14 protein-coding genes and 3 tRNA genes are annotated in these 19,900 nt (G+C 56.9%); 4 read left to right on the top strand and 13 right to left on the bottom strand.

Translation table 11 applies throughout. From position 1 onward, the window contains the following. Positions 1-27: 27 nt before the first annotated feature. From GJA01_RS07065 to GJA01_RS07095, 7 genes are all read right to left on the bottom strand, one after another. Positions 28-6,027 (bottom strand): DUF4011 domain-containing protein, encoded by a 6,000-nt coding sequence (locus GJA01_RS07065; RefSeq protein ID WP_062502500.1) that lies wholly within the window; start codon positions 6,025-6,027, stop codon positions 28-30. 124 nt (positions 6,028-6,151) lie between these two features. Further along, positions 6,152-6,568, bottom strand: coding sequence for an ATP synthase F1 subunit epsilon (gene atpC / locus GJA01_RS07070; protein WP_010503577.1), 417 nt, complete (start codon positions 6,566-6,568; stop codon positions 6,152-6,154). Between the two features lie 5 nt (positions 6,569-6,573). Then, a complete protein-coding gene (atpD, locus tag GJA01_RS07075; RefSeq protein ID WP_062502501.1) occupies positions 6,574-8,037 on the bottom strand; it encodes a F0F1 ATP synthase subunit beta in 1,464 nt (487 codons plus the stop codon). A gap of 21 nt (positions 8,038-8,058) precedes the next feature. Beyond that, a complete protein-coding gene (locus GJA01_RS07080; RefSeq protein WP_061930430.1) occupies positions 8,059-8,949 on the bottom strand; it encodes a F0F1 ATP synthase subunit gamma in 891 nt (296 codons plus the stop codon). A gap of 9 nt (positions 8,950-8,958) precedes the next feature. After that, positions 8,959-10,494 carry a F0F1 ATP synthase subunit alpha gene (atpA, locus tag GJA01_RS07085; protein WP_010503583.1) on the bottom strand — a complete coding sequence of 512 codons (1,536 nt, stop codon included), beginning with the start codon at positions 10,492-10,494 and terminating at the stop codon, positions 8,959-8,961. Beyond that, positions 10,494-11,066, bottom strand: a complete 573-nt coding sequence (gene atpH, locus GJA01_RS07090) for an ATP synthase F1 subunit delta (RefSeq protein WP_034880916.1) — start codon at positions 11,064-11,066, stop codon at positions 10,494-10,496. Before atpH ends, atpA begins: the two co-directional genes overlap by 1 nt. A 684-nt stretch (positions 11,067-11,750) precedes the next feature. After that, positions 11,751-11,824, bottom strand: a tRNA-Gly gene (locus tag GJA01_RS07095). A gap of 170 nt (positions 11,825-11,994) precedes the next feature. On the opposite strand from GJA01_RS07095, the gene GJA01_RS07100 reads away from it, so the two are divergent. The 3 genes from GJA01_RS07100 to nusG all read left to right on the top strand — a co-directional run bounded on the left by GJA01_RS07100 (position 11,995) and on the right by nusG (position 12,928). Continuing rightward, positions 11,995-12,071 (top strand) — tRNA-Trp (locus GJA01_RS07100). Positions 12,072-12,133: 62 nt separating this feature from the next. Then, a complete protein-coding gene (secE, locus tag GJA01_RS07105; protein ID WP_253783306.1) occupies positions 12,134-12,388 on the top strand; it encodes a preprotein translocase subunit SecE in 255 nt (84 codons plus the stop codon). Positions 12,389-12,397: 9 nt separating this feature from the next. Beyond that, positions 12,398-12,928: a transcription termination/antitermination protein NusG gene (nusG, locus tag GJA01_RS07110; RefSeq protein WP_010503588.1), complete on the top strand. Its 531-nt coding sequence runs from the start codon at positions 12,398-12,400 to the stop codon at positions 12,926-12,928. 80 nt (positions 12,929-13,008) lie between these two features. On the opposite strand, the gene GJA01_RS07115 is transcribed toward nusG, so the two are convergent. From GJA01_RS07115 to GJA01_RS07130, 4 genes are all read right to left on the bottom strand, one after another. Continuing rightward, positions 13,009-13,623, bottom strand: coding sequence for a PqiC family protein (locus tag GJA01_RS07115; RefSeq protein ID WP_062504126.1), 615 nt, complete (start codon positions 13,621-13,623; stop codon positions 13,009-13,011). Between the two features lie 3 nt (positions 13,624-13,626). Further along, positions 13,627-15,297, bottom strand: a complete 1,671-nt coding sequence (locus GJA01_RS07120; RefSeq protein ID WP_062504124.1) for a PqiB family protein — start codon at positions 15,295-15,297, stop codon at positions 13,627-13,629. Continuing rightward, the gene (locus GJA01_RS07125; RefSeq protein ID WP_062017747.1) at positions 15,294-16,772 is read right to left on the bottom strand and encodes a paraquat-inducible protein A; all 1,479 of its coding nucleotides are present in this window, start codon (positions 16,770-16,772) and stop codon (positions 15,294-15,296) included. Before GJA01_RS07125 ends, GJA01_RS07120 begins: the two co-directional genes overlap by 4 nt. Positions 16,773-16,981: 209 nt before the next feature. After that, positions 16,982-17,057, bottom strand: a tRNA-Thr gene (locus GJA01_RS07130). 175 nt (positions 17,058-17,232) lie between these two features. Between GJA01_RS07130 and GJA01_RS07135 the strand changes: the two genes are divergently transcribed. After that, positions 17,233-17,421, top strand: coding sequence for a hypothetical protein (locus GJA01_RS07135; RefSeq protein ID WP_010503592.1), 189 nt, complete (start codon positions 17,233-17,235; stop codon positions 17,419-17,421). A gap of 6 nt (positions 17,422-17,427) precedes the next feature. Here GJA01_RS07135 and GJA01_RS07140 read toward each other — a convergent pair whose 3' ends face one another. Then, complete coding sequence (locus GJA01_RS07140; RefSeq protein ID WP_062504122.1) at positions 17,428-18,654, bottom strand: pyridoxal-phosphate-dependent aminotransferase family protein; 1,227 nt, start codon at positions 18,652-18,654, stop codon at positions 17,428-17,430. After that, positions 18,651-19,886 (bottom strand): allantoate amidohydrolase, encoded by a 1,236-nt coding sequence (locus GJA01_RS07145; RefSeq protein ID WP_062504121.1) that lies wholly within the window; start codon positions 19,884-19,886, stop codon positions 18,651-18,653. Before GJA01_RS07145 ends, GJA01_RS07140 begins: the two co-directional genes overlap by 4 nt. Positions 19,887-19,900 lie beyond the last annotated feature (14 nt).

Genomic DNA, 19,900 nt, shown 5'->3' on the forward strand with positions numbered 1-19,900 from the left:
AAAATGCATTCTGACGTCTCTTTTTTCTCAAAGTTCCTTGTTCGCCCCAGAAAGCTGCCACGCTTCCTGAAAGCGCAGTTTCGTTGCAGGGCCCATACGCCCCAGACCGCAGGCTTTTCTCATTTCCCCTAGGGCGTTCTCTTCATCCAATCCCTTGGCACGGAACTCATCAGCCAGTGCCTTCAACATTTGAAGCGGCAGTTGAGCTGGATCGATGTTTTCTCCCGCAGCCGGACGACGGAATATAGCAAGGCCATAAGGCGCTTCCTTCGTTTCCCAGAAGAACGTCCCAACTTCTTCTTCTGTACGCCCCAATGTGGCCGGAACGGCCGTAAGCACTCGCTCTCGAATCTGGCGACCGGCCCGAGCAAACCCATGAAGTCTGGCAATCTGCTGGATCAGAGCTATTTCATGAACAACGACTGACCGTTGGACCGTCTGACGAATCAGATTTTGGAGCGTTGGCAGATAATCCTCATCTCCAAAGCGGCTTCCATCAGCGCCCGCACGAATCTCCGCTTCCGTCTCACTCTCAGCCTTAACAACGTCGGCCGCCTGTGGAGCATCCACCGTAAAGCCCGCATAAAGGACCGGTTCTTCAGGCACGCCCTCTGCCAACTGCGGCTCCATAGCTTCGGGTAACTGACATTCTTCAATTATGGGCGCACGTTCTGCCCTGATGGCTTCAAGCCTCTGCTTCAAAGCCTGGTCCAGTCTTTCAACTTCCCTGGAGGCATTCAACCACCAGTCCGTGGACCAGACTCTCAGGATCATCCACCCCAAAGTTTCCAGAACGGTCTGTCGCAATCTGTCGCGATCTCTCGCAGTGGCGCTCCGATGGTAGGTCGCGCCATCGCATTCAACGCCGGCCAGGAAACATCCCGGCATGTCTGGGTCCACAACACCCAGATCAATCCGGAATCTGGAAACACCAATCTGCGGACGGACGTCCCACCCGCGCTGCCTCAACAAAGCTGCGACTTCCAGTTCGAAACGACTATCCGCCTCCCCTACTGATCCCTGATGAAGACCTGTCAAAGCGCCTGCACCATGCTCGGCAAATGTCAGGAACTTGCGGAGATGCAGCACGCCCTCGGCAGAACTTCTGGAGGGATCGATCTGCTCGGCCCTAAGCGACCCGAACACGACCAGCTTTTCCCGAGCTCTCGTGACAGCCACATTCAGACGTCGTTCACCTCCTGCTCGGTTCAGCGGCCCGAAAGACACATAAGACACGCCTTTCAATTCGGGAGCATATGTCAGGGAGAAGAACATGATGTCCCGTTCTTCTCCCTGCACGTTCTCCAGATTCCGGATCAGGACAGGTTCGGCACAATCGTCGCTGAAAAATGGAACAAGAGACGGATCTTCTCTCTGGGCCTTCTCAAGAAGATCCGTGATGAGGGTCTGCTGCTCTCCATTGAACGTCACAACACCAATGGATTTTGCACCGTCACTCTTCAGATGCGCCACGACAGCATTCGCCACCGCACGCGCTTCAGCCGGGTTAGTTCGGCTTCCACCACGCTGATAGTTGCCGTCCTCCACAAACCGGAACGAGACAGCCTGATCCTTCGTCACGATTGACGGAAAGGTAATCAGATCCCCGCCGTAATACTGACTGTTCGAGAATGCGATCAGGCTCTCATGTCGGCTGCGGTAATGCCATTTCAGGCTGATCTCCGGCACACCAGCCGCACGACATTCATCGAGAATCGACTCCATGTCGCAAAGCTCGCCATCTTCTTCCTCGTTCTCACTTCGAGCGAAAAAGCTGGTCGGTGGAAGTTGCTTTGGATCCCCGACGACAATGACCTGTCGCCCACGACCGATGGCACCGATGGCATCCCATGTCGGGATCTGGGAAGCCTCATCGAAGATGACGAGATCAAAAGGTTCACTGTCTGGCGGCAGATACTGCGCCACAGAAAGAGGACTCATCATGAAACAGGGTGTCAGCGCGCGAACCGCCCGCGGCGCCACGGAAGCCAACTGACGAATGGGCATATGACGCGCTTTTTTCTGCGCTTCACGATGGATCATCACATATTGTGCATCCTGCCGCCGTGTCTCTTCGCCGGGAAGACTGCCACACAAACGCGCACGAATCAGACGTTTGGCCAGCCCCGCAGCATCTTTATCCCACGCCCGGAATTGCCCGATCTGCTCCTCGTGAGCAGCAGCGACAAAACCGCGCAGTCTCGGTTGCTCATCAACGGCCGCCGCCAGCCACCATCGGGCGTATGCTGCTTCCAGAACAGCCTGAAGACTTTTCGCAGCCACGCGCTCTGCAAGCAACGCATCCACCAGCGGAGCTAGGCCCAAATGCTCGGCTTCATGGCAGGCCTTACGCCAGGCACACCAGTCTCGTAGACCGCGCCCCTGTTCAATCCAGCCGGAAAGGCGCTGCCCCAGACGGCTCAACCAATCCGCACCATCAGGTTCAATGGCCAGAACATCACTGCCCGCCAACTCGTTCAGTGTTTGCATGTCCGCGCCAGCTTCCGAGAAAGCCTGCTGGAACGCCGATATTTTTTGCCCGACTGGGCCGCTCTCGGCCAGCAGGTCTCGCCCTTCTGTCAGAAGTTCGCGGAGATGACGCCGTACGGACAAAAGCCCTGAGACATCCGGAACACAACTGGCCAAGGCCACCCGCATTTCCGTCCCCCAGGCCAGCGTCGCTTCGATCCTGGCGAAATCTGTAGAAAGCCCCTGCCACAATGGACCCACATGTTCGCGATGCAATGCCGCTGTCAGCGACTGTTCCAACGCGGAAAGCTCAATCAGGCGGATTAGTTCATCACCCAGATCTTCCGGCAATGCCCCTTTTGCACAGCCCTCCAACTGGCGCCGAACCGCTTTCTGAGCACTACGGCGGGACAAAAGCCATTTTTCTTCGGAGTCTTTCCAAGCGCGCTGGAGTTCAGCCAGTGGGAGCGTTTTGGCTTGTTCCCAATGGACGGAAAGCTCCTGCACCAGACTGCGATGTCGAGCGACACGGCTCTGTTCGGCAAGAACAACTTTTACATTTTCCGCTGCATCGTCCGAGAGTGCCCAAGCGCCCACGGTAGCTTCAGGGCGGCGGATCAGCTGACACAAACCTTCAAGCCGCTGCAGAAACGCCCATGGAAGAGCGTCCCCCGCGAGCCCCAGCGCCTGACAAACCTCGCCTGCGGCCTTGGAAAGACTTTCCGCCTGCAATTTCAGTTTCTGGGCCTGCTGAAGCAGTTGGTCCTGCCAACGGGACGTCCAGCCTTCCTGCTCGATCCCTGAAAGGCGTGGTGACAGCGCCTCTCTTCCAAACCGAAGATACAGACTCGAAAGAAGGCTCGTAACGCTCTTCAGGCGTTCCCAGTCTTCCTCAGCGTGAACCTCCGGACCCGCCCATTTGAGAGCCAGAAAATAGGTTCCATTTCTGTCCGCCTCCAGCACAACACCGATCGCACGATAAGGCGTCCAGCCATTTTTCCATCTGCGATGAAGATCATGCACATAAGCATTCAGATCGCGCCGCACTGCCATGAGGCGACTTTGAGCAGACGTCCATTCAGCCGTCGAAAACTCCTCCCGCACGGACTGCACCTGCTGGAATTGCTCCAGGACAGCTCCGCGGCCTGCTTGAGGCGAAAAAAGGTCCAGACAGAACTCCCCCAGTCCCACAGAGCGCAAACGATTGCGTACAACCTCAAGCGCGGTCCGTTTTTCCGCAACGAAGAGAACCGTTTTCCCGCGTCCCAGCGTGTCCGCGATAATGTTGGCAATCGTCTGGCTTTTGCCCGTTCCCGGCGGCCCGATCAGCACAAAATTCTCACCTGCAGCCGCCCGGACCACAGCCATCAGCTGAGAAGAATCAGCTTCTAGCGGGCACAACAGGGATGCCTCATCCAGCACATCGTCCAGCGGCGATGCATCATCAAACATCGCTTTCGGAAAAGCAGACCCAGTGTCATCTGTTTCCGACACGCCATCCAGAAGTCGGCTGGCCACCGGATTGATCCGCAATGCTTCCTGACGTTCCTGCAGATCCTTCCACATCAGGAATTTTGCGAACGACAGCGTCGTCAGGCAAACACGCTCCTCAACTTCCCACTGCGGAAGCTGGCGGATCTTGGCCCGGAAAATATCGAAGATCCGCCCCACATCCAGACCGGCTTCATCGTGAGGCAGATCGCCTTCAAGCTCTGGAAACCGCATGGCAAAATCCTGCCGCAGAACTTCCAGAAGGCTGCCGTTGACCCGACTTTCATCCGTATGCGCCCGCAAGCGGAAAGGCGCGTTTACGCTGCTGCGCTCCAGAATGACCGGTACAAGAATCAGTGGCGCCCGAGCCTTGCGGTCTTTCCCGCGTGGCTCCCACACCAATTCACCCAAGGTTAGGAAGAGCGTATTCGCGCCTCCCTCCTGCTCGGCAGCTTTCGCCTTGCGATAAATCTCGGTTAAGGCGAGTTGTAATCCAGCTTCCTCACGCGCCACCAGAAGTTCGCCATGCTCCAGCGCTTCTGCCGCTATCGTGCGGTGCTGATCATCATGATGACGTTGCTGATGGATGTTCGCGCTTCTGGGGTCTGCCCCATCCATCAGTTCTGGCCGTGCACGCAGCCTGAGAGCAGGCTTGCGCTCACCTCCCCGCATTTCTGCAAGGCGATCTTCGAGTTTCCCCGGGTCCGCACAGCAAATTTCGATAATCTGTTTCTCAGAGCGCGGAAGGTTCAGAAGCCGACTACGGCCTGAAATATCCAGAAGCCGCTTACACCAGCGTTCCAGCCGACTCTGGGGCGTATCTTCCTCGTCATGATCTCCCAGTTCTTCTCGAAGAGCCGGGGCTGCCTGCAACAGCGGGGCAACAGTCTCTTCGGCCTGGTCTGCTTCAGGTATCTCTGCTGCCGCCACAATCTGTGAAAGCGGACGAATACGACGCAAACGGGCGCGATGGATATCAATGACGTCTTCGAATTTTGAGGGCTCTTCCCCATCCTGAAGCTGGGCCAACCCATTCTCACAGGCTCTGGAAAACGTCGGACAAGAGGCAGCCGTTACCAGCGTCGTCTCGAAAACACAGACGTCATCGAGAGCCACACGATTCCGCAGGCCAGGTAAATCCTGCAGAACAGACGTGCCGGACTGCTCACGAGACAGCCAGAAGCCCGTAAAGGCATGCCCCTTGAGCATGACAAGCAATGGCCTCAGCCCGATAGCCTCCAGACAAGCCGCAAAAAGAAGCGCCGTATCCAGACAGGTGGCCAGACGCTCCTCGGCAATCTGGGTCGGAAGGCGAACCCGTTGCCCATTTTCTACAAAAGATGCCGGGGGGCTGACATAAGTGATCTTCAGCGCGGCAATTGCGCACCAGATGGCCTGTGCCTGTTCCCAGGCGCGTTTGCGACCGCCCTGATACCCCTCAAGTGACGGCGACTGACCTGCTTCCTGCAAAAGAGCAGAGGCCGAACGAAGAATTTTTGCCACGGCCGGATCATTAGGAAGAACAAAAGCCGCCAGAAGGTCCGGTAGCCCCTGCAAGCCACCCCATTCGCTCCGGCAACGCACCGTCAGGGGAAAAACACGGTCCAGAAGTTCTTCCCGAGATCCATCTGGCTGGATTTCAGAAACGCTCAACCTGACTTCTGCCCGTGCCGCCTCACTGAGAGACGCAAGAAACGCGCCATCAAGTTCAACATCCAGACGATCTATCGTCTGAAACTGTCCGGCCCCTAGAGACTGTACCCGCCAGCATGTGGGACGCAGCACACTCGGCTGACAATCCAAGGTAATTTCGAGATCCCTGAACTCACGATCTGAGAGATTACGAAGAGAAAGCTCCAGCAAAACCGGAACACTGTTTTCCCAAAGGGCACTACTGACGCTCTCTCGAAGAACCGCATTCAGTTCAAGACAGGGGTCGGCAGGCAGCTTCGGTGTTTCTTCTGTCTCTGGCGCAGAGGCCTCTTCCGTCACGCTTTCAATCGACTGCGGAGAGGCAGGAGCCAGATCTTCAGTCAGGATTGCAGTCTCAGGAGAGGAGTCCGTCATTACGCGCCACCATCACTCGGTAAAGTTGGGAGGAGCATACAGGAAGGTGCCAAACAAAGAAAAACCCGCCCAGTCAAACTGACCGGGCGGGTTTTTCTGTTATTCAAAGATGATGAGTTCGGCCTTAGACCGAAGCATCCCCTCCAGCTGCTTCCAGTTCTGCGCGAACGCTCTGGATTTCACGGCTGAGGCGGTCATGCGTATCAACATCGTTCGGCTCAATCTGGGCCCATGTGGTCTCCAGATCGCGCAGACGGTCACGCGCTTCATCAGCCGACAGTTCGCTCATGAGCTGAGCGGAATCAGCCAGAATGGTGCAGTGCTCTGCGCCCATATCTGCGAAACCGCCGCCCACGAAATAACGGTCGACGATCTTGTCGCCTTCGTACAGGGCCACAACGCCACCACGCAGCTGAAGCATCAGCGGTGCACGGTCCGGCATGGCTGCAATATCGCCCTCCATGCCCGGGACCACCGCCATGTCGACCTGACGGTCAACAAGGCGCTTTTCCGGGCTGACGATCTCGATGCGTAGGGGCATCAGGATCAGGCCTCCTGCTTCATCTTTTCGGCCTTGGCGATGGCCTCGTCGATGTCGCCAACCATGTAGAACGCGCCTTCTGGCAGGTGATCATACTCACCGTTCACAACAGCCTTGAAGGAACGGATCGTGTCTTCCAGTGCCACCAGCTTGCCAGGTGCACCCGTGAAGACTTCTGCCACATGGAACGGCTGGGACAGGAAGCGCTGGATGCGACGGGCACGGCCAACGATCTTCTTGTCTTCTTCAGACAGCTCATCCATGCCCAGGATCGCGATGATGTCCTGCAGACCCTTGTAGGTCTGGAGCGTCTGCTGAACCTTACGAGCGATGTCGTAGTGTTCCTGACCGACGATCTTCGGGTCGAGCGAGCGGGACGTGGAGTCCAGCGGGTCAACAGCCGGATAAATGCCCATTTCTGCGATCGAACGGTTCAGAACCGTCGTGGCATCAAGGTGAGCAAAGGTCGCAGCAGGTGCCGGATCGGTCAGATCGTCAGCAGGGACATACACGGCCTGAACGGACGTGATGGAGCCCTTCTTTGTGGACGTGATGCGCTCCTGAAGGGCACCCATTTCCGTTGCCAGCGTCGGCTGATAGCCCACGGCGGAAGGAATACGGCCCAGCAGGGCGGACACTTCAGAGCCAGCCTGCGTGAAGCGGAAGATGTTGTCCACGAAGAACAGAACGTCCTGACCTTCTTCGTCACGGAAGTATTCCGCAAGCGACAGACCCGTCAGGGCAACGCGGGCACGGGCTCCCGGCGGCTCGTTCATCTGGCCATAGACCAGCGCAACCTTGGAGCCTTCCGTGGAACCGTCTTCACCGATCTTGATAACGCCGGCATCCTGCATTTCGAAATACAGGTCGTTACCTTCACGGGTACGCTCACCCACACCTGCGAACACGGACACGCCACCGTGTGCCTTCGCGATGTTGTTGATGAGTTCCTGGATGATAACCGTCTTGCCAACGCCAGCGCCGCCGAACAGACCGATCTTACCACCCTTCAGGTACGGGCAGAGAAGGTCAACGACCTTGATGCCGGTAACAAGAATTTCGGAAGCAGCCGCCTGATCTTCGAAAGCTGGGGCCTTACGATGGATCGGGAAATGCTTGTCGCTGACAATCGGGCCACGCTCGTCAATGGCTTCACCAATGACGTTCAGGATACGGCCGAGGGTAGCCGGGCCAACCGGAACCATGATCTGCGTGCCCGTGTCACGGACTTCGGCGCCACGGCTCAGGCCGTCCGTCGTGTCCATGGCAATGCAGCGAACCTGGCGCTCACCGATTTCCTGCGCGACTTCCAGAACAAGCGTTTGATCGCCGTTCTGAACATGAAGAGCGTTCAGGATATGCGGGAGGGTGCCTTCGAACTGCACATCGACAACCGGGCCACGCACCTGCGTGACACGACCGACGACATTGTTTGCAGCCGAGGCAGAAGGGTTAAGAGTCTCAGACATCGGTTCGTCTCCTGCGTGATCTCAAACGGCTTCTGCGCCGGAGATGATCTCGATCAGTTCGTTGGTAATGTTGGCCTGGCGTGTACGGTTGTACTTCTGGGACAGACGGTCGATCGCCTTGCTGGCGTTCCGGCTCGCATTGTCCATGGCAGTCATCCGTGCACCCTGCTCACCTGCTGCGCTTTCCAGAAGGGCAGAGAAAATCTGCACCTGAAGATTGCGTGGCAGGAGGTTGGCCAGCAGCGTAGCCTCATCGGGCTCGAATTCGTATTGGGCTGCATCCGCAGACGTGTCCACGTTGTCATTTTCCGCAACAGACAGCGGCACCAGCGGAAGCTGAATGGCAATCTGCGACATCGCATTGACAAAGCGGTTGTAGATCAACGTGCAGCGATCGATTTCGCCAGCCTCAAGCATGGAGACAATTTTCTTGCCCACATACTCAGCCTTGTCGAAGCCGACATCACGCCCTTCCGTACCAGCCACACGCTCGACAACCAGATCCGGATATTCCTTCGCAAGAATATCCGCACCTTTGCGACCAACCGGCAGGAGACGAACAGTCCGACCTTCGTCCTGCAACGTGCGGATCAGCTGACGCGCACTCCGGACGATATTGGCGTTGAAGCCACCGGCCAGACCACGATCAGACGTCAGGATCACCACAAGATGAACCTGATCCTTACCGGTTCCGCCCAGAAGCTTAGGCAGGCTGGACACATCTGACCCACGACTTGCCGCTGCCAGTTCCGCCATCATGCGGCCCATGGCCTCAGCATAGGGACGAGCCGCCTCAGCCTGGGACTGGGCGCGTCGCAGCTTTGAAGCTGCGACCATTTTCATGGCGTTCGTGATCTTTCGCGTCGATTTGACGCCTGTGATCCGACCGCGCAGTTCCTTCAGCGAGGGCATGGACTATCCTCAGGCTGCAAAGCGCTTACCGAAAGCTTCCAGCAGCTCCTTGAGCTTGCCTTCCGTCTCCGGCTTGATCTGGCGATCGTTGCGGATAGCCGTCAGGATGGAGGCGCCAGCGCCACGCATTTCTGTCAGCAGGGCAGCTTCGTAAGCCACAACCTTATCCACAGCAACCGGATCGACATATCCGCGTGTTCCGGCGAACAGAACCACAACCTGCTCTTCAACTGGCAGCGGAGACGTCTCAGGCTGCTTCAGGAGCTCAACCAGACGTGCACCACGCTCAAGCTGCTTGCGGGTTGCTGCATCGAGATCGGAAGCAAACTGCGAGAACGCAGCCATTTCACGATACTGAGCCAGCTCCAGCTTGATCTTGCCAGCGACCTGCTTCATCGCCTTAATCTGGGCGGCAGAACCAACACGGGACACGGAACCACCGACGTTCACGGCCGGGCGGATACCCTTGTAGAACAGATCCGTCTCAAGGAAGATCTGACCGTCCGTGATGGAAATCACGTTCGTCGGAATGTAGGCAGCCGTATCGCCAGCCTGCGTCTCGATGACCGGCAGAGCTGTCAGAGAGCCACCGCCATTGGCGTCGGACATCTTGGCAGCACGCTCGAGCAGACGGGAGTGCAGATAGAACACGTCACCCGGGAACGCTTCACGTGCCGGCGGACGACGCAGAAGCAGGGACATCTGGCGATAGGCGACAGCCTGCTTGGACAGGTCATCGTAGCAGGCCAGAGCATGCATGCCGTTGTCGCGGAAGTACTCGCCCATGGTGCAGGCGGTGTACGGTGCCAGATACTGCATCGGGGCAGCGTCAGAGGCCGTAGCAGCCACAACGATGGAGTATTCCATTGCACCCTGTTCCGTCAGCGTACGAACCAGGTTTGCAACCGTGGAACGCTTCTGACCGACTGCAACATAGATGCAGTACAGGGACTTCTTCGGGTCACCTTCAGCATTGACCGGCTTCTGGGCGACAATCGTGTCCACCAGAATTGCGGTCTTGCCGGTCTGACGGTCACCAATGATCAGCTCACGCTGGCCACGCCCGATCGGAACCAGGGCGTCAATAGCCTTGATACCCGTCTGCATCGGCTCGCTGACCGACTGACGCGGCATGATGCCCGGAGCCTTGACCTCGGCGCGACGGTATTCCACGTCCACCAGGGGGCCACGACCATCGATCGGGTTACCGAGACCATCAACAACGCGACCAAGAAGGCCCTTGCCAACCGGAACTTCGACCACAGCCTTCGTACGAAGAACCGTGTCACCTTCACGGATTTCGTCGCCGTCACCGAAAATCACGACGCCAACATTGTCAGCTTCGAGGTTCAGAGCCATGCCCTTGAGGCCGGTTCCTTCGAACTCGACCATTTCGCCAGCCATGACATTTGTCAGGCCGTACACACGAGCAATGCCGTCACCGATCGACAGGACCGTGCCCGTCTCGGAAACGGTCTCGACCTTGTCGAAAGACGCGATCTGCTGCTTGAGGATGTCCGAAATCTCAGCGGGACGGATATCCATCACGCGGCTCCCTTCATGGCGTTCTGCAGGCGGGTCAGGCGCCCGGCGATCGAAGTATCAAACAGTGTAGAACCGACACGTACCGTCATGCCACCGATCAAGGAAGCATCCGTACGTTCGATCATGGACACGCGGCTGTAGCCAGCTTCGGCCAGACGGGCCTGAAGCTGGCTACGCTGCATGTCTGTAAGAGGTTGTGCGGAACGGATTTCTGCAACGGTCTCGCCACGAAGGCTGGCATCAAGAGCCAGCACGCCATCCAGGATGGCAGCGAGATCAGCAAGGCGACGGTTTGCGGCAATGACGCCTACAAAACGACGGACAGCATCCCCAAACCCGAGCTTCTCAGTCAGGGCGCCAGCGACTTCGCTGGAGCGGTGCGCATCAAGGCGGGAATCTGCAAGGAATGTCCGCAGATCAGCACTCTGGGAAATCGCATCGCGAAGCCCCTGAACCTGAGCCAGGACGTCAGAGAGTGCTCCCTGTTCCGAGGCATAGTCGTAAAGCGCCCGGGCATAGCGTTGAGCCAAGCCCCCTGTGGGTCCCATCTGCGGCACCTGTGTCACCGTCACACGCGTGTTCCGTCTCACTTTTCCGCCGCAGGATGCGGCCGGAACCGGCTTATCCGGTCCCTTGCTTCCAAATCCGTAATAGGATCAGGCACACACGACCCTGCACAGGATTCGTCTGAAACCCGGTCCTCCACTTGGCGCCGCCTCTAGCACGCGATCACGATCAAGCGCAACCGAGAGGAGCCCGCAAACCGATCCCTGAACTACACATGTTTGCATTTTTCGGGTTCTGCCTGCCGTTTTGGGTCGTACAAGCACCATTGGCCATATCAATTTTCCATATGACATTTACCACAGCCACGCATCGACCCCGCCAAGATCTCTAACCAATACTGATGGCGCGATGTATTTTATGCACTGCAATTTTCCCGCCTCCGTGAGGAGACCTCGCCCCTTCAGCGGACAAAATATTGCCCACACGGACACTTCGGTTCCACGAGTGTGACGACGCGGGTGAAACCGTCCAGGTCAAAGGCTGGCATCGCCACATCGAGCTTTACTTGACCCAAGAATTGTTCGGAAATGCGTGCAAGACACAACCTGGGCGTCACCGGCTTTCTCAAAGCCTCATGGCCACACAGCCGGAAATAAGAATTAGTCCTACTTGTCAGGCAACTTACACAGCCACGCACCGCCTTGGCTACGCGGCAGGAATCAAACAAATTGTCAGGAGATGGACCTTAATGGAGCGGGCGAAGGGAATCGAACCCTCCTCAGAAGCTTGGAAGGCTACTGCATTACCACTATGCTACGCCCGCCCTTAGGTCGCCGGTGTCATACTCCAGTTTTCGATGTGTCCGCAAGAGGGGAATGTCGGAAATGAAAATATGATACCATTTTCACTTCAGGCACTTGACTTTCATCTCCGAACATTATCTTTTCCGCCCACTGTCGTTGGCGTATCATGTAAATGATCACGCACGATGATAGGGGCGTAGCTCAATTGGCTAGAGCGTCGGTCTCCAAAACCGAAGGTTGTGGGTTCGAGACCCTCCGCCCCTGCCACCCCGTTTTCCCGGATGGCTTTTCCGGCACCGGGATGCGGATTTTCATTTGATTCGAGGACGATGGTGTCGGTCACTACCCCGAAAGACGAGTCGCGGAAGACGGCGCCTCACAAAAACGGATCCGGCTTCAATCTGGGCACGTACTTCAAAGACGTGCGCAATGAAGCAAAACGGGTTACCTGGCCTACACGTCGCAACACCCTCATCACGACGGGTGCGGTGCTGGCCATGGTCACTGTGACCTGCATCTTCTTCTTCATCGTGGATCAGGTTATTGGCCTGGGTGTCCGCGAACTTTTTGGCGTTGGAGGCTAGGTCCGCACCATGGCAAAGCGTTGGTACGTTGTGCATGTCTATTCCGGCTTCGAGAAAAAGATCGCGAGCCACATTCAGGAACAGGCTGCACAGAAAGGCCTGTCTGACCATTTCGAACAGATTCTTGTTCCTTCTGAAGACGTGACCGAGATGCGCCGTGGCCGTAAGGTCAATGCCGAGCGCAAGTTCTTTCCGGGCTACGTTCTCGTAAAGATGGAACTGACGGACGATGCCTGGCATCTCGTCAAGGACACTCCAAAGGTCACAGGCTTCCTCGGAACCCGCAACCGTCCGACGCCTATTACTTCTGCAGAAGCAGACCGGATCATGAAGCAGGCTCAGGAAGGTGTGGAGCGTCCGCGTTCTGCTCTGACCTTCGAGATCGGCGAACAGATCCGTGTGGCCGATGGCCCTTTCACGTCCTTCACCGGCATGATCGAAGAAGTCGACGAAGAGCGCCAGCGTCTCAAGGTCAGCGTTTCCATCTTCGGTCGTTCGACCCCGGTGGATCTGGACTACAATCAGGTCGAAAAGCTCTAGGCTTCCACCATTGTAGTTTGCACTGCACAAAAAAAGGCTCCCACCCGGGAGCCTTTTTTATTGGATTATATACGAAAGTCTCACTTCACAGGCGCTGGCAGCGCTCTTACTTGAGCCGCAATCTGGTCCGCCAACACGGACAGCCCCTGACTCAAAGCGGCAGTCAGTTTCCCCGTGTCTTTGTCCACCGCCGCAGAAGACTTCCAGACGAAGGGCTGCGTGAGAACCGGGCCAATCATCTTTCCAGCAGGATGCACTGACAGCATCCCCATGATCAGAGCATGCCCTGCCGCATCCGCTTCAAAATTACGAACCGTCACTTCGACATAAGCTGACGGCGTTGTTGTCACCGCATCGTCCTGAGCAAACACGGTCGTCCCCGGCAGACGCTGAGCCAGATCGGTCGTCAAAGTGTGAGCGATCATATTCGGCAGAGCTTCGCTCCAGCTATCTCCCGATGCCAGCTTGGTCTGATAATTCTGGTTTGCCCGCACAATCGTGTCTCGATCCAGACGCATCGCAACCACGGGCGTCCGAACCTCAACAACTGCCGGGCCACCCATCTGGGAGGCTCCCGGTAGAGGGGCCAGAGTATAAAGTTTTGGGTCACTGCTACAGGCAGACAAGCCACCCATTAGACCCAGCATGCACCCCGTAAGCAGCAAACGAGTAGAAGAAAACGAAAACAGTGCCATGGGTCAGTTCCTGCGGCCGGTAATAAGTGCGGAAGGATGGTGGTCCAGATAATCTGTCAGAAGACGCAGGGACCGAGCCATCTGTGTCATCTGGGTGATCATCCCCTGAAGGCTGCGATGAAAGTCCGTATCGCCACCATAGGCTCCAAGAAGAGACTGGGCGTTGTTCATTGTTCCCTGAAGAGATACCAGAAGTTCCGGCAGATGCTGGTTGGCATTCTTGGTCAGCGTATCCAGATGCTGAAGCGAATTGCGGAGCGCTACGAGAGACTGCGTCACTTCACGGCTGTTCAGCCGCCCGTCAGCATGAGCAATCAGGTCATTGACATGCTCCCCGATCTGGGTGAGCGGCATGGCAGCAATCTTGTCCGTAATCGTCGAGACGGAATCCATAATGCCATCAACCCCGCCTGGCTGGCTCGGCATGATTGCAACATCGCCTTCGTAGGTCAGTGCCAGAGGAGGGGCATTCTTGACGAACTGGAGCCCAATCATGGACTCTCCCGTCAGGAAGCTGGCACTCTGCACCGATGCTCGCATGCCATTAGCCACAAAAGCCGCAAGATATTCTTTGGCCTGTGCGAGTTGGCTCTCTTTCCATTCCGGCATCATACGCTCGGGTTCGATCTGCATTTCCACCCGAACGCGCGGCTTATCCTGCGGCGAAGGAATCTGCAGCTTGACGGCCGTCACCGTCCCCACCTGCAACCCGAACATGCTGACTTGGCTACCGGCTGCAAGCCCCTTTACAGACGTATCGATGTAAGTGGCGACACGCAGGCGCTGATGATAACGCGCGCTGTCTGCGTCTTCCTGACTCGTATACAGCTTGAAAACGGAATTGGCTGGCGCAACAGGCGCGGCAAGCTCCCGACGACGATCAGGCAACCCGAAGGCAACACCACCAGAAAACAACGCCTGAATGGACTGCATCTGCACCTTCAGACCACCGGCACCGAGCCCAACCTGAATACCCGACACATTCCAGAACCGACTGTCTGTCCGCAGATAATGGTCATAAGGCGCCTTGACGAAAACCTGTATGACGATGGGCCCCTCTCCGCCGGGAGGCATCGTGTAGCCAAGAACTTCGCCAACAGGCACATCACGGAAGAAGACTGGAGCCCCCTGCCCCAGCGAACCGAGAGCAGGTGACACCAGCCAGAATGTCGTTCCCGGCTGATCCGAACGTACTCCAGGAACCGACTCAAGCCCCCGGAATTCAGTTTGGTAATGCCCATTGGGCGTTCCAGGATCAATGGCGATGTAGGCACCGGAAATCAACGTATCCAGACCTGTGATGCTCGCTCCGTTGATCCGGGGACGAACAACCCAGAACCGCGTGTTGTCTGTCAGGATATGAGCACTGTTAGCATTCATCTGAACTTTGACGTTCACATGCCGCATGTCTTTGCTCAGGGTAATTTCCTGAACTGTCCCCAAAGTCACAGCTTTATTCTTCACCTGCGTCTGACCTGGCGTCAGCCCATCAGCCGTATCGAAGGTGATTGTGATTTCCGGACCGCGCGTCGCAAAATGCTTCCAGGCAAGCCATCCGGAGATGAGAATTGCCAGCACGGGAATCAGCAGGATCAGAGAAAAGCGGGTACGACGCACCGGAGCTTCCTCCGGCAATGCCGGCTGCTGCCCGCGATCATTTCGGGAATCGCTCACGCGCGTTCAGACTCCATATGAAGGGTATCGGAAGACGGGACAGGCCCATCAGGAATCGGTGCATCCGGACGAACCTGCCCAGCAGCATCCTCAGGCACAGACTGGTTCAGCCCGGCCGCATCCCACATGCTCCGCGGATCAAACAGTTCAACCGCAAAAATTGTAAGAATGACCACGAGTGCAAAACAGATCATGCCGGGATCGGCTGTGACATTAGCCAGAAAAGCGAAATGCACCACAGCGCAGAGAATGGAAATCATGAACACGTCGATCATCGACCACCGGCCAATGATATCCACCAGACGATACAGTTTCCCAAGCAGCGGAAGCTGCCAACGAGATCTGAGCTTGGTACTGATAATCATGAAACTCAGCGCCAGAATCTTCAAAACCGGTACGGTAATGCTGGCAAACAGCACCAGCAGCGAAAGCGGGATCATTCCCGCCTGCCAGAGTTCAATCACACCACTGATGATCGTACTCGGCGCGCCATGCCCCACTTTCGTATAAGTCATGACGGGCAGCATGTTTGCCGGAATATAAAAGATAATGCCCGCAACCAGAAAGCAACTCGCAGAGGCCAAACTCTGGCGCTTTCTGCGACGAAGGATCTGGTCACAGCGAGGGCAGTCCCCCATATCCGCTTCCTGCGGAACCGCATGATCGAAGGCTACGACCAACCCACAGGCATGACAGGAGAGCATGTGTTCGACCGGAGGCAACGGGTCTTTATGCGCATCGAGTTGCGCAACGTTCAGCACCTTGCCGCGGTGACCATCTACCCTTTTGCGCAAATCCCGATTGTTCCAGATCAGCTCATCATCAAAAGTGGAATCCATCGCCGCCATGGTCAGCATCAGGCCACCAAGAAGATAAACGCCCGGCTGTAAATCTACGAGAGCAAGGTCAACCAGCTTGGTATAAGCGACGAGCACACCCAGAACATACACTTCCACCATCGACCAGCCTCGCAGACGGTCGTACCAAGTCAGAAGTCTAGGGGTCCAATCCGGCATATGAGGCCGCGAAGCGCCGTAAAGAACAGCCGCCATTAGAACAATCACAACGCCGGGCATAGCCAGTGTTGTAAGCCCCACGAGGAGGCTCATGGTATTATACCCTTGGTAGCTCAGCTCTATCGGGCCGGACATCAGGGCGACGGTGTTTTCCCGCCCATAAACATTCAGGGTCATGAGCGGACTGATCAACAAAGCCACATATAAGGCAGCAGAGGCCACACAGAACGCCGCAGGGGCCCCGATGACTGATGTTTTTCGCCGACGGACAATCTGTGATCCACACCGCTGACATTCAGCCAAAAACCCGGGTTTTAGCTTCGGAACACGCTGGAACAGGCCGCAGACAGAACATTCATGCAGTCCCTCTACAACGTGAAGAGAGTCGTGAGGCTTCTGGGACGTCCGGGAGAGATTGACGGCATTTTGCCAGAGGCGCTTGTGAAAACGGTCAGTCATGACGCTCCTACCCTAGCGCATGGAGCCATCAGAGGACAGTGCAGCACGCAACATCATGGCTTACGCATCAGGATGCGAAGATCAAGCTAGAACCATTTCGTGCAATTTGCACGCTGCGGGAGGATTATTTTTGAAATAATATGACAGAATTCAGCTATTGCAGAGCTAGGCACTACTAAGTTGAGGCTGTTTTTTGAGGAAGACCTCGATGGTGCCGGAGAAGAGATTCGAACTCCCGACCCCATCATTACGAATGACGTGCTCTACCAGCTGAGCTACACCGGCGCTACCATCGAGGTAGGCGCGTTCTAGCGGACGATTTTTTTCTTGGCAAGCCCTGAAAAGGGAAAAATTACTCACATTTCGTGAAAACGGCGCTGCTTTGACGCAGAGTTGGGAAACTGGCCTGGGCAATCTGCGTACACCTGAAACGGTAACGCGCTTTTCAGGAGGCATCATCATGCCACGCGGAGATAAGTCGGCCTATACGGACAAGCAGAAACGACAGGCCCAGCATATCGAAGAAAGCTATGAAGAACGCGGCGTTTCGGAGAAAGAAGCCGAACGCCGCGCCTGGGCCACCGTCAACAAGGAAAGCGGTGGCGGCAAGAAAAGTGGTTCAGGTCGGAAGAACCACCCTAAAACATAATGCCCTTCAGACTGCGTCCCACGCCGCACGCGCGGCATCAACACCAGCACCACGCGGCAGGCTGACGCCCTCACCCGCAAGCACCGCCTCGAAGGCAGCGAGCGTGAGCAGTACCTTATGCTTCTGCGCATTCACGCCCATGGCACCGATCCGCCAGATTTTGCCTGTCAGCGGACCAAAGGAGGATACGATCTCGATCTCGAAATCCTTGCGCATCAGTTCCCGGACACGCGCATTGTCCACACCCTCTGGCACCCACACACCTGTCACATTTGCCATGCGCGTTGCATCATCACCATAAACACGCAGACCCATCGCCCGCAGACCAGCCACCACGGCACGCCCGGCACGGGTATGACGCTCAACCCGCGCCTGCACACCTTCCTCGACCACAATCCGGGCTGCCTCACGGGAGGCATAGAGCATGGAGGTCGCTTCGGTGTGGTGGTTCATCCGGGCTGGAGACCAGTAGTTCATCAGCATCGCCAGATCGAAATAGTTCGACTGGATGACCGGCCCATCGCCCTGTGGCTGACCTGTCGCAATTCCGGCTTCATCATGGCGACGACGCAAAATGGCCTCTACGGCACGGTCAGAGAGCGTGATGGGCGCGGAGCCCGGCGGCCCACCAAGGCACTTTTGCAGCCCTGCCGTGGCAACGTCGATATTCCACGCGTCCGTCTTGAACTCCATGCCGCCCAGTGTTGCCGTCGCATCCACATAGAACAATACGTTATGGCGACGACAGATGGCGCCAATTTCCTCGAGCGGCTGGGCTGTCGTTGTGGATGTATCGCCATGAACGGCAGCGACCAGCCCCGGCTTGTGTTCAATGATCGCTGCTTCAACTGCGGCCGGATCGACAACCTGCCCCCATTCAACATCAATCGTGCAGGGAATACCGCCACACCGATTCACGATTTCCGTCAGCAACAGACCGAACCGGCCAATCCGCGGAATCACAACTTTCATTCCCGGCGAAACCAGCGACACCAGAGCTGCCTCAATGGCGGAACGGGCCGAACCATTCACCAACAACGTCCAGTGGTTCTTCGTCTGAAACACTTCCCGATACAGCGCCATGGTTTCGTCCATGTATGCCGTCATTTCCGGGTCCATCTGCCCGATCACATCCGTCGCCATGGCCCGCAGGATACGAGGATGAACGTTGGCTGGGCCGGCACCCATCAGCAGGCGGGAGGGAGGATCAATCTGGGAGTAGGTCAGGCTCATGACTGGAATTCCTTGACGAAAGCAAGCAGGGCGCGGTGGGCGAGTTCGACATCCTCCACAAGCACCGTTTCATCCGGATGATGGCTCAATCCACCCGGACTGCGAATGAACAGCATACCCATCGGACAAAAACCCGCCATGGCCATGCTGTCATGACCCGCACCACTCAGGAGTTGGGGGGCAGGCTCACCCGTCACCTTCTCAATGGCATGAGCAAAACGACTGACAATTTCAGGAGAGCACGCGGATGCTGCAAGATGTTGTGGTGTCGTGAATGACACCTCCAGCCCACGACGTTCTGCAATCCGCCGGATATCGGACCGGATTTCTTCGGCCAGACGATCCCGAATCTCGTTAGATCCCGCCCGCATATCCAGCGAGAACCACACGTCGCCCGGAATGACGTTGGACGTATTGGGAGTAACATCCATCTGTCCGACCGTCGCGACCTGATTGCCAGAGCCAGAAGCGCCTCGCTTTTCAACGGCCAGAATCATCTCAGCTGTGCCCGCCAGTGCATCGCGACGCAGCAGCATCGGTGTCGTGCCGGCATGATCGGCCTGCCCTTTGACGATCACCCGCTGTCGGGTCTGGGCCGCAATAGCCGTAACAACGCCGAGAGGTTTATCCGCTGCTTCAAGACATGGACCCTGCTCGATATGTGGCTCGATGAAGGCCAGAATATCCTCTGGCCGACGCGCAGCATCCTTAAGCCGAGCGGGATCAAGACCATAGGACACCATGGCCTCTGCAACGGTCATGCCCTGAGCATCCGTCACACCTTGCGGCACGGCGTCAATCAGACCCGTCATGGCCCGCGAACAGATCATAGGAATGGGAAAGCGCGATCCCTCCTCATCCCCGAACCCGATGACTTCAATCGGAAATGGCAGACGCACATCGTTTTCACGCAATGCGGACACCAGTTCAATTCCGAGCATAACACCCAGATTGCCGTCAAAAGCGCCTCCGTTCCGGACAGTATCCAGATGGGAGCCGATAACGAGCACTGGAGAGGCCGGGTCCGTTCCTTCATAACGGCCGATCAGATTGCCGACCGCATCCTGCCGCACAGCCATTCCCGCCTCTTCCATCCAGATCTGGACCTGGGCGAGCGTATGCCGATAGGATGTTCCGAGCCAGTAACGGAAAAGTTGACCAGCGTCCTCGCTGAAAGGGGGTTCAACAAGGGTGCGGCACCGCTGAACAGCGCGGGCTCCATGGACTGTCATTCTGTCTCCGCCAG

It is taken from the genome of Gluconobacter japonicus (assembly GCF_002723975.1).
GTDB classification, from domain to species: Bacteria; Pseudomonadota; Alphaproteobacteria; order Acetobacterales; family Acetobacteraceae; genus Gluconobacter; species Gluconobacter japonicus.

Coding starts and splice junctions, on each gene's coding strand:
- GJA01_RS07080 (WP_061930430.1), bottom strand. CDS start 8,949: ATGCCCTCGCTGAAGGAACTGCGCGGTCGGATCACAGGCGTCAAATCG.
- GJA01_RS07145 (WP_062504121.1), bottom strand. CDS start 19,886: ATGACAGTCCATGGAGCCCGCGCTGTTCAGCGGTGCCGCACCCTTGTT.
- secE (WP_253783306.1), top strand. CDS start 12,134: ATGGTGTCGGTCACTACCCCGAAAGACGAGTCGCGGAAGACGGCGCCT.
- atpC (WP_010503577.1), bottom strand. CDS start 6,568: ATGCCCCTACGCATCGAGATCGTCAGCCCGGAAAAGCGCCTTGTTGAC.
- atpD (WP_062502501.1), bottom strand. CDS start 8,037: ATGTCTGAGACTCTTAACCCTTCTGCCTCGGCTGCAAACAATGTCGTC.
- GJA01_RS07115 (WP_062504126.1), bottom strand. CDS start 13,623: ATGGCACTGTTTTCGTTTTCTTCTACTCGTTTGCTGCTTACGGGGTGC.
- GJA01_RS07065 (WP_062502500.1), bottom strand. CDS start 6,027: ATGACGGACTCCTCTCCTGAGACTGCAATCCTGACTGAAGATCTGGCT.
- GJA01_RS07125 (WP_062017747.1), bottom strand. CDS start 16,772: ATGACTGACCGTTTTCACAAGCGCCTCTGGCAAAATGCCGTCAATCTC.
- atpA (WP_010503583.1), bottom strand. CDS start 10,494: ATGGATATCCGTCCCGCTGAGATTTCGGACATCCTCAAGCAGCAGATC.
- GJA01_RS07135 (WP_010503592.1), top strand. CDS start 17,233: ATGCCACGCGGAGATAAGTCGGCCTATACGGACAAGCAGAAACGACAG.
- nusG (WP_010503588.1), top strand. CDS start 12,398: ATGGCAAAGCGTTGGTACGTTGTGCATGTCTATTCCGGCTTCGAGAAA.
- GJA01_RS07140 (WP_062504122.1), bottom strand. CDS start 18,654: ATGAGCCTGACCTACTCCCAGATTGATCCTCCCTCCCGCCTGCTGATG.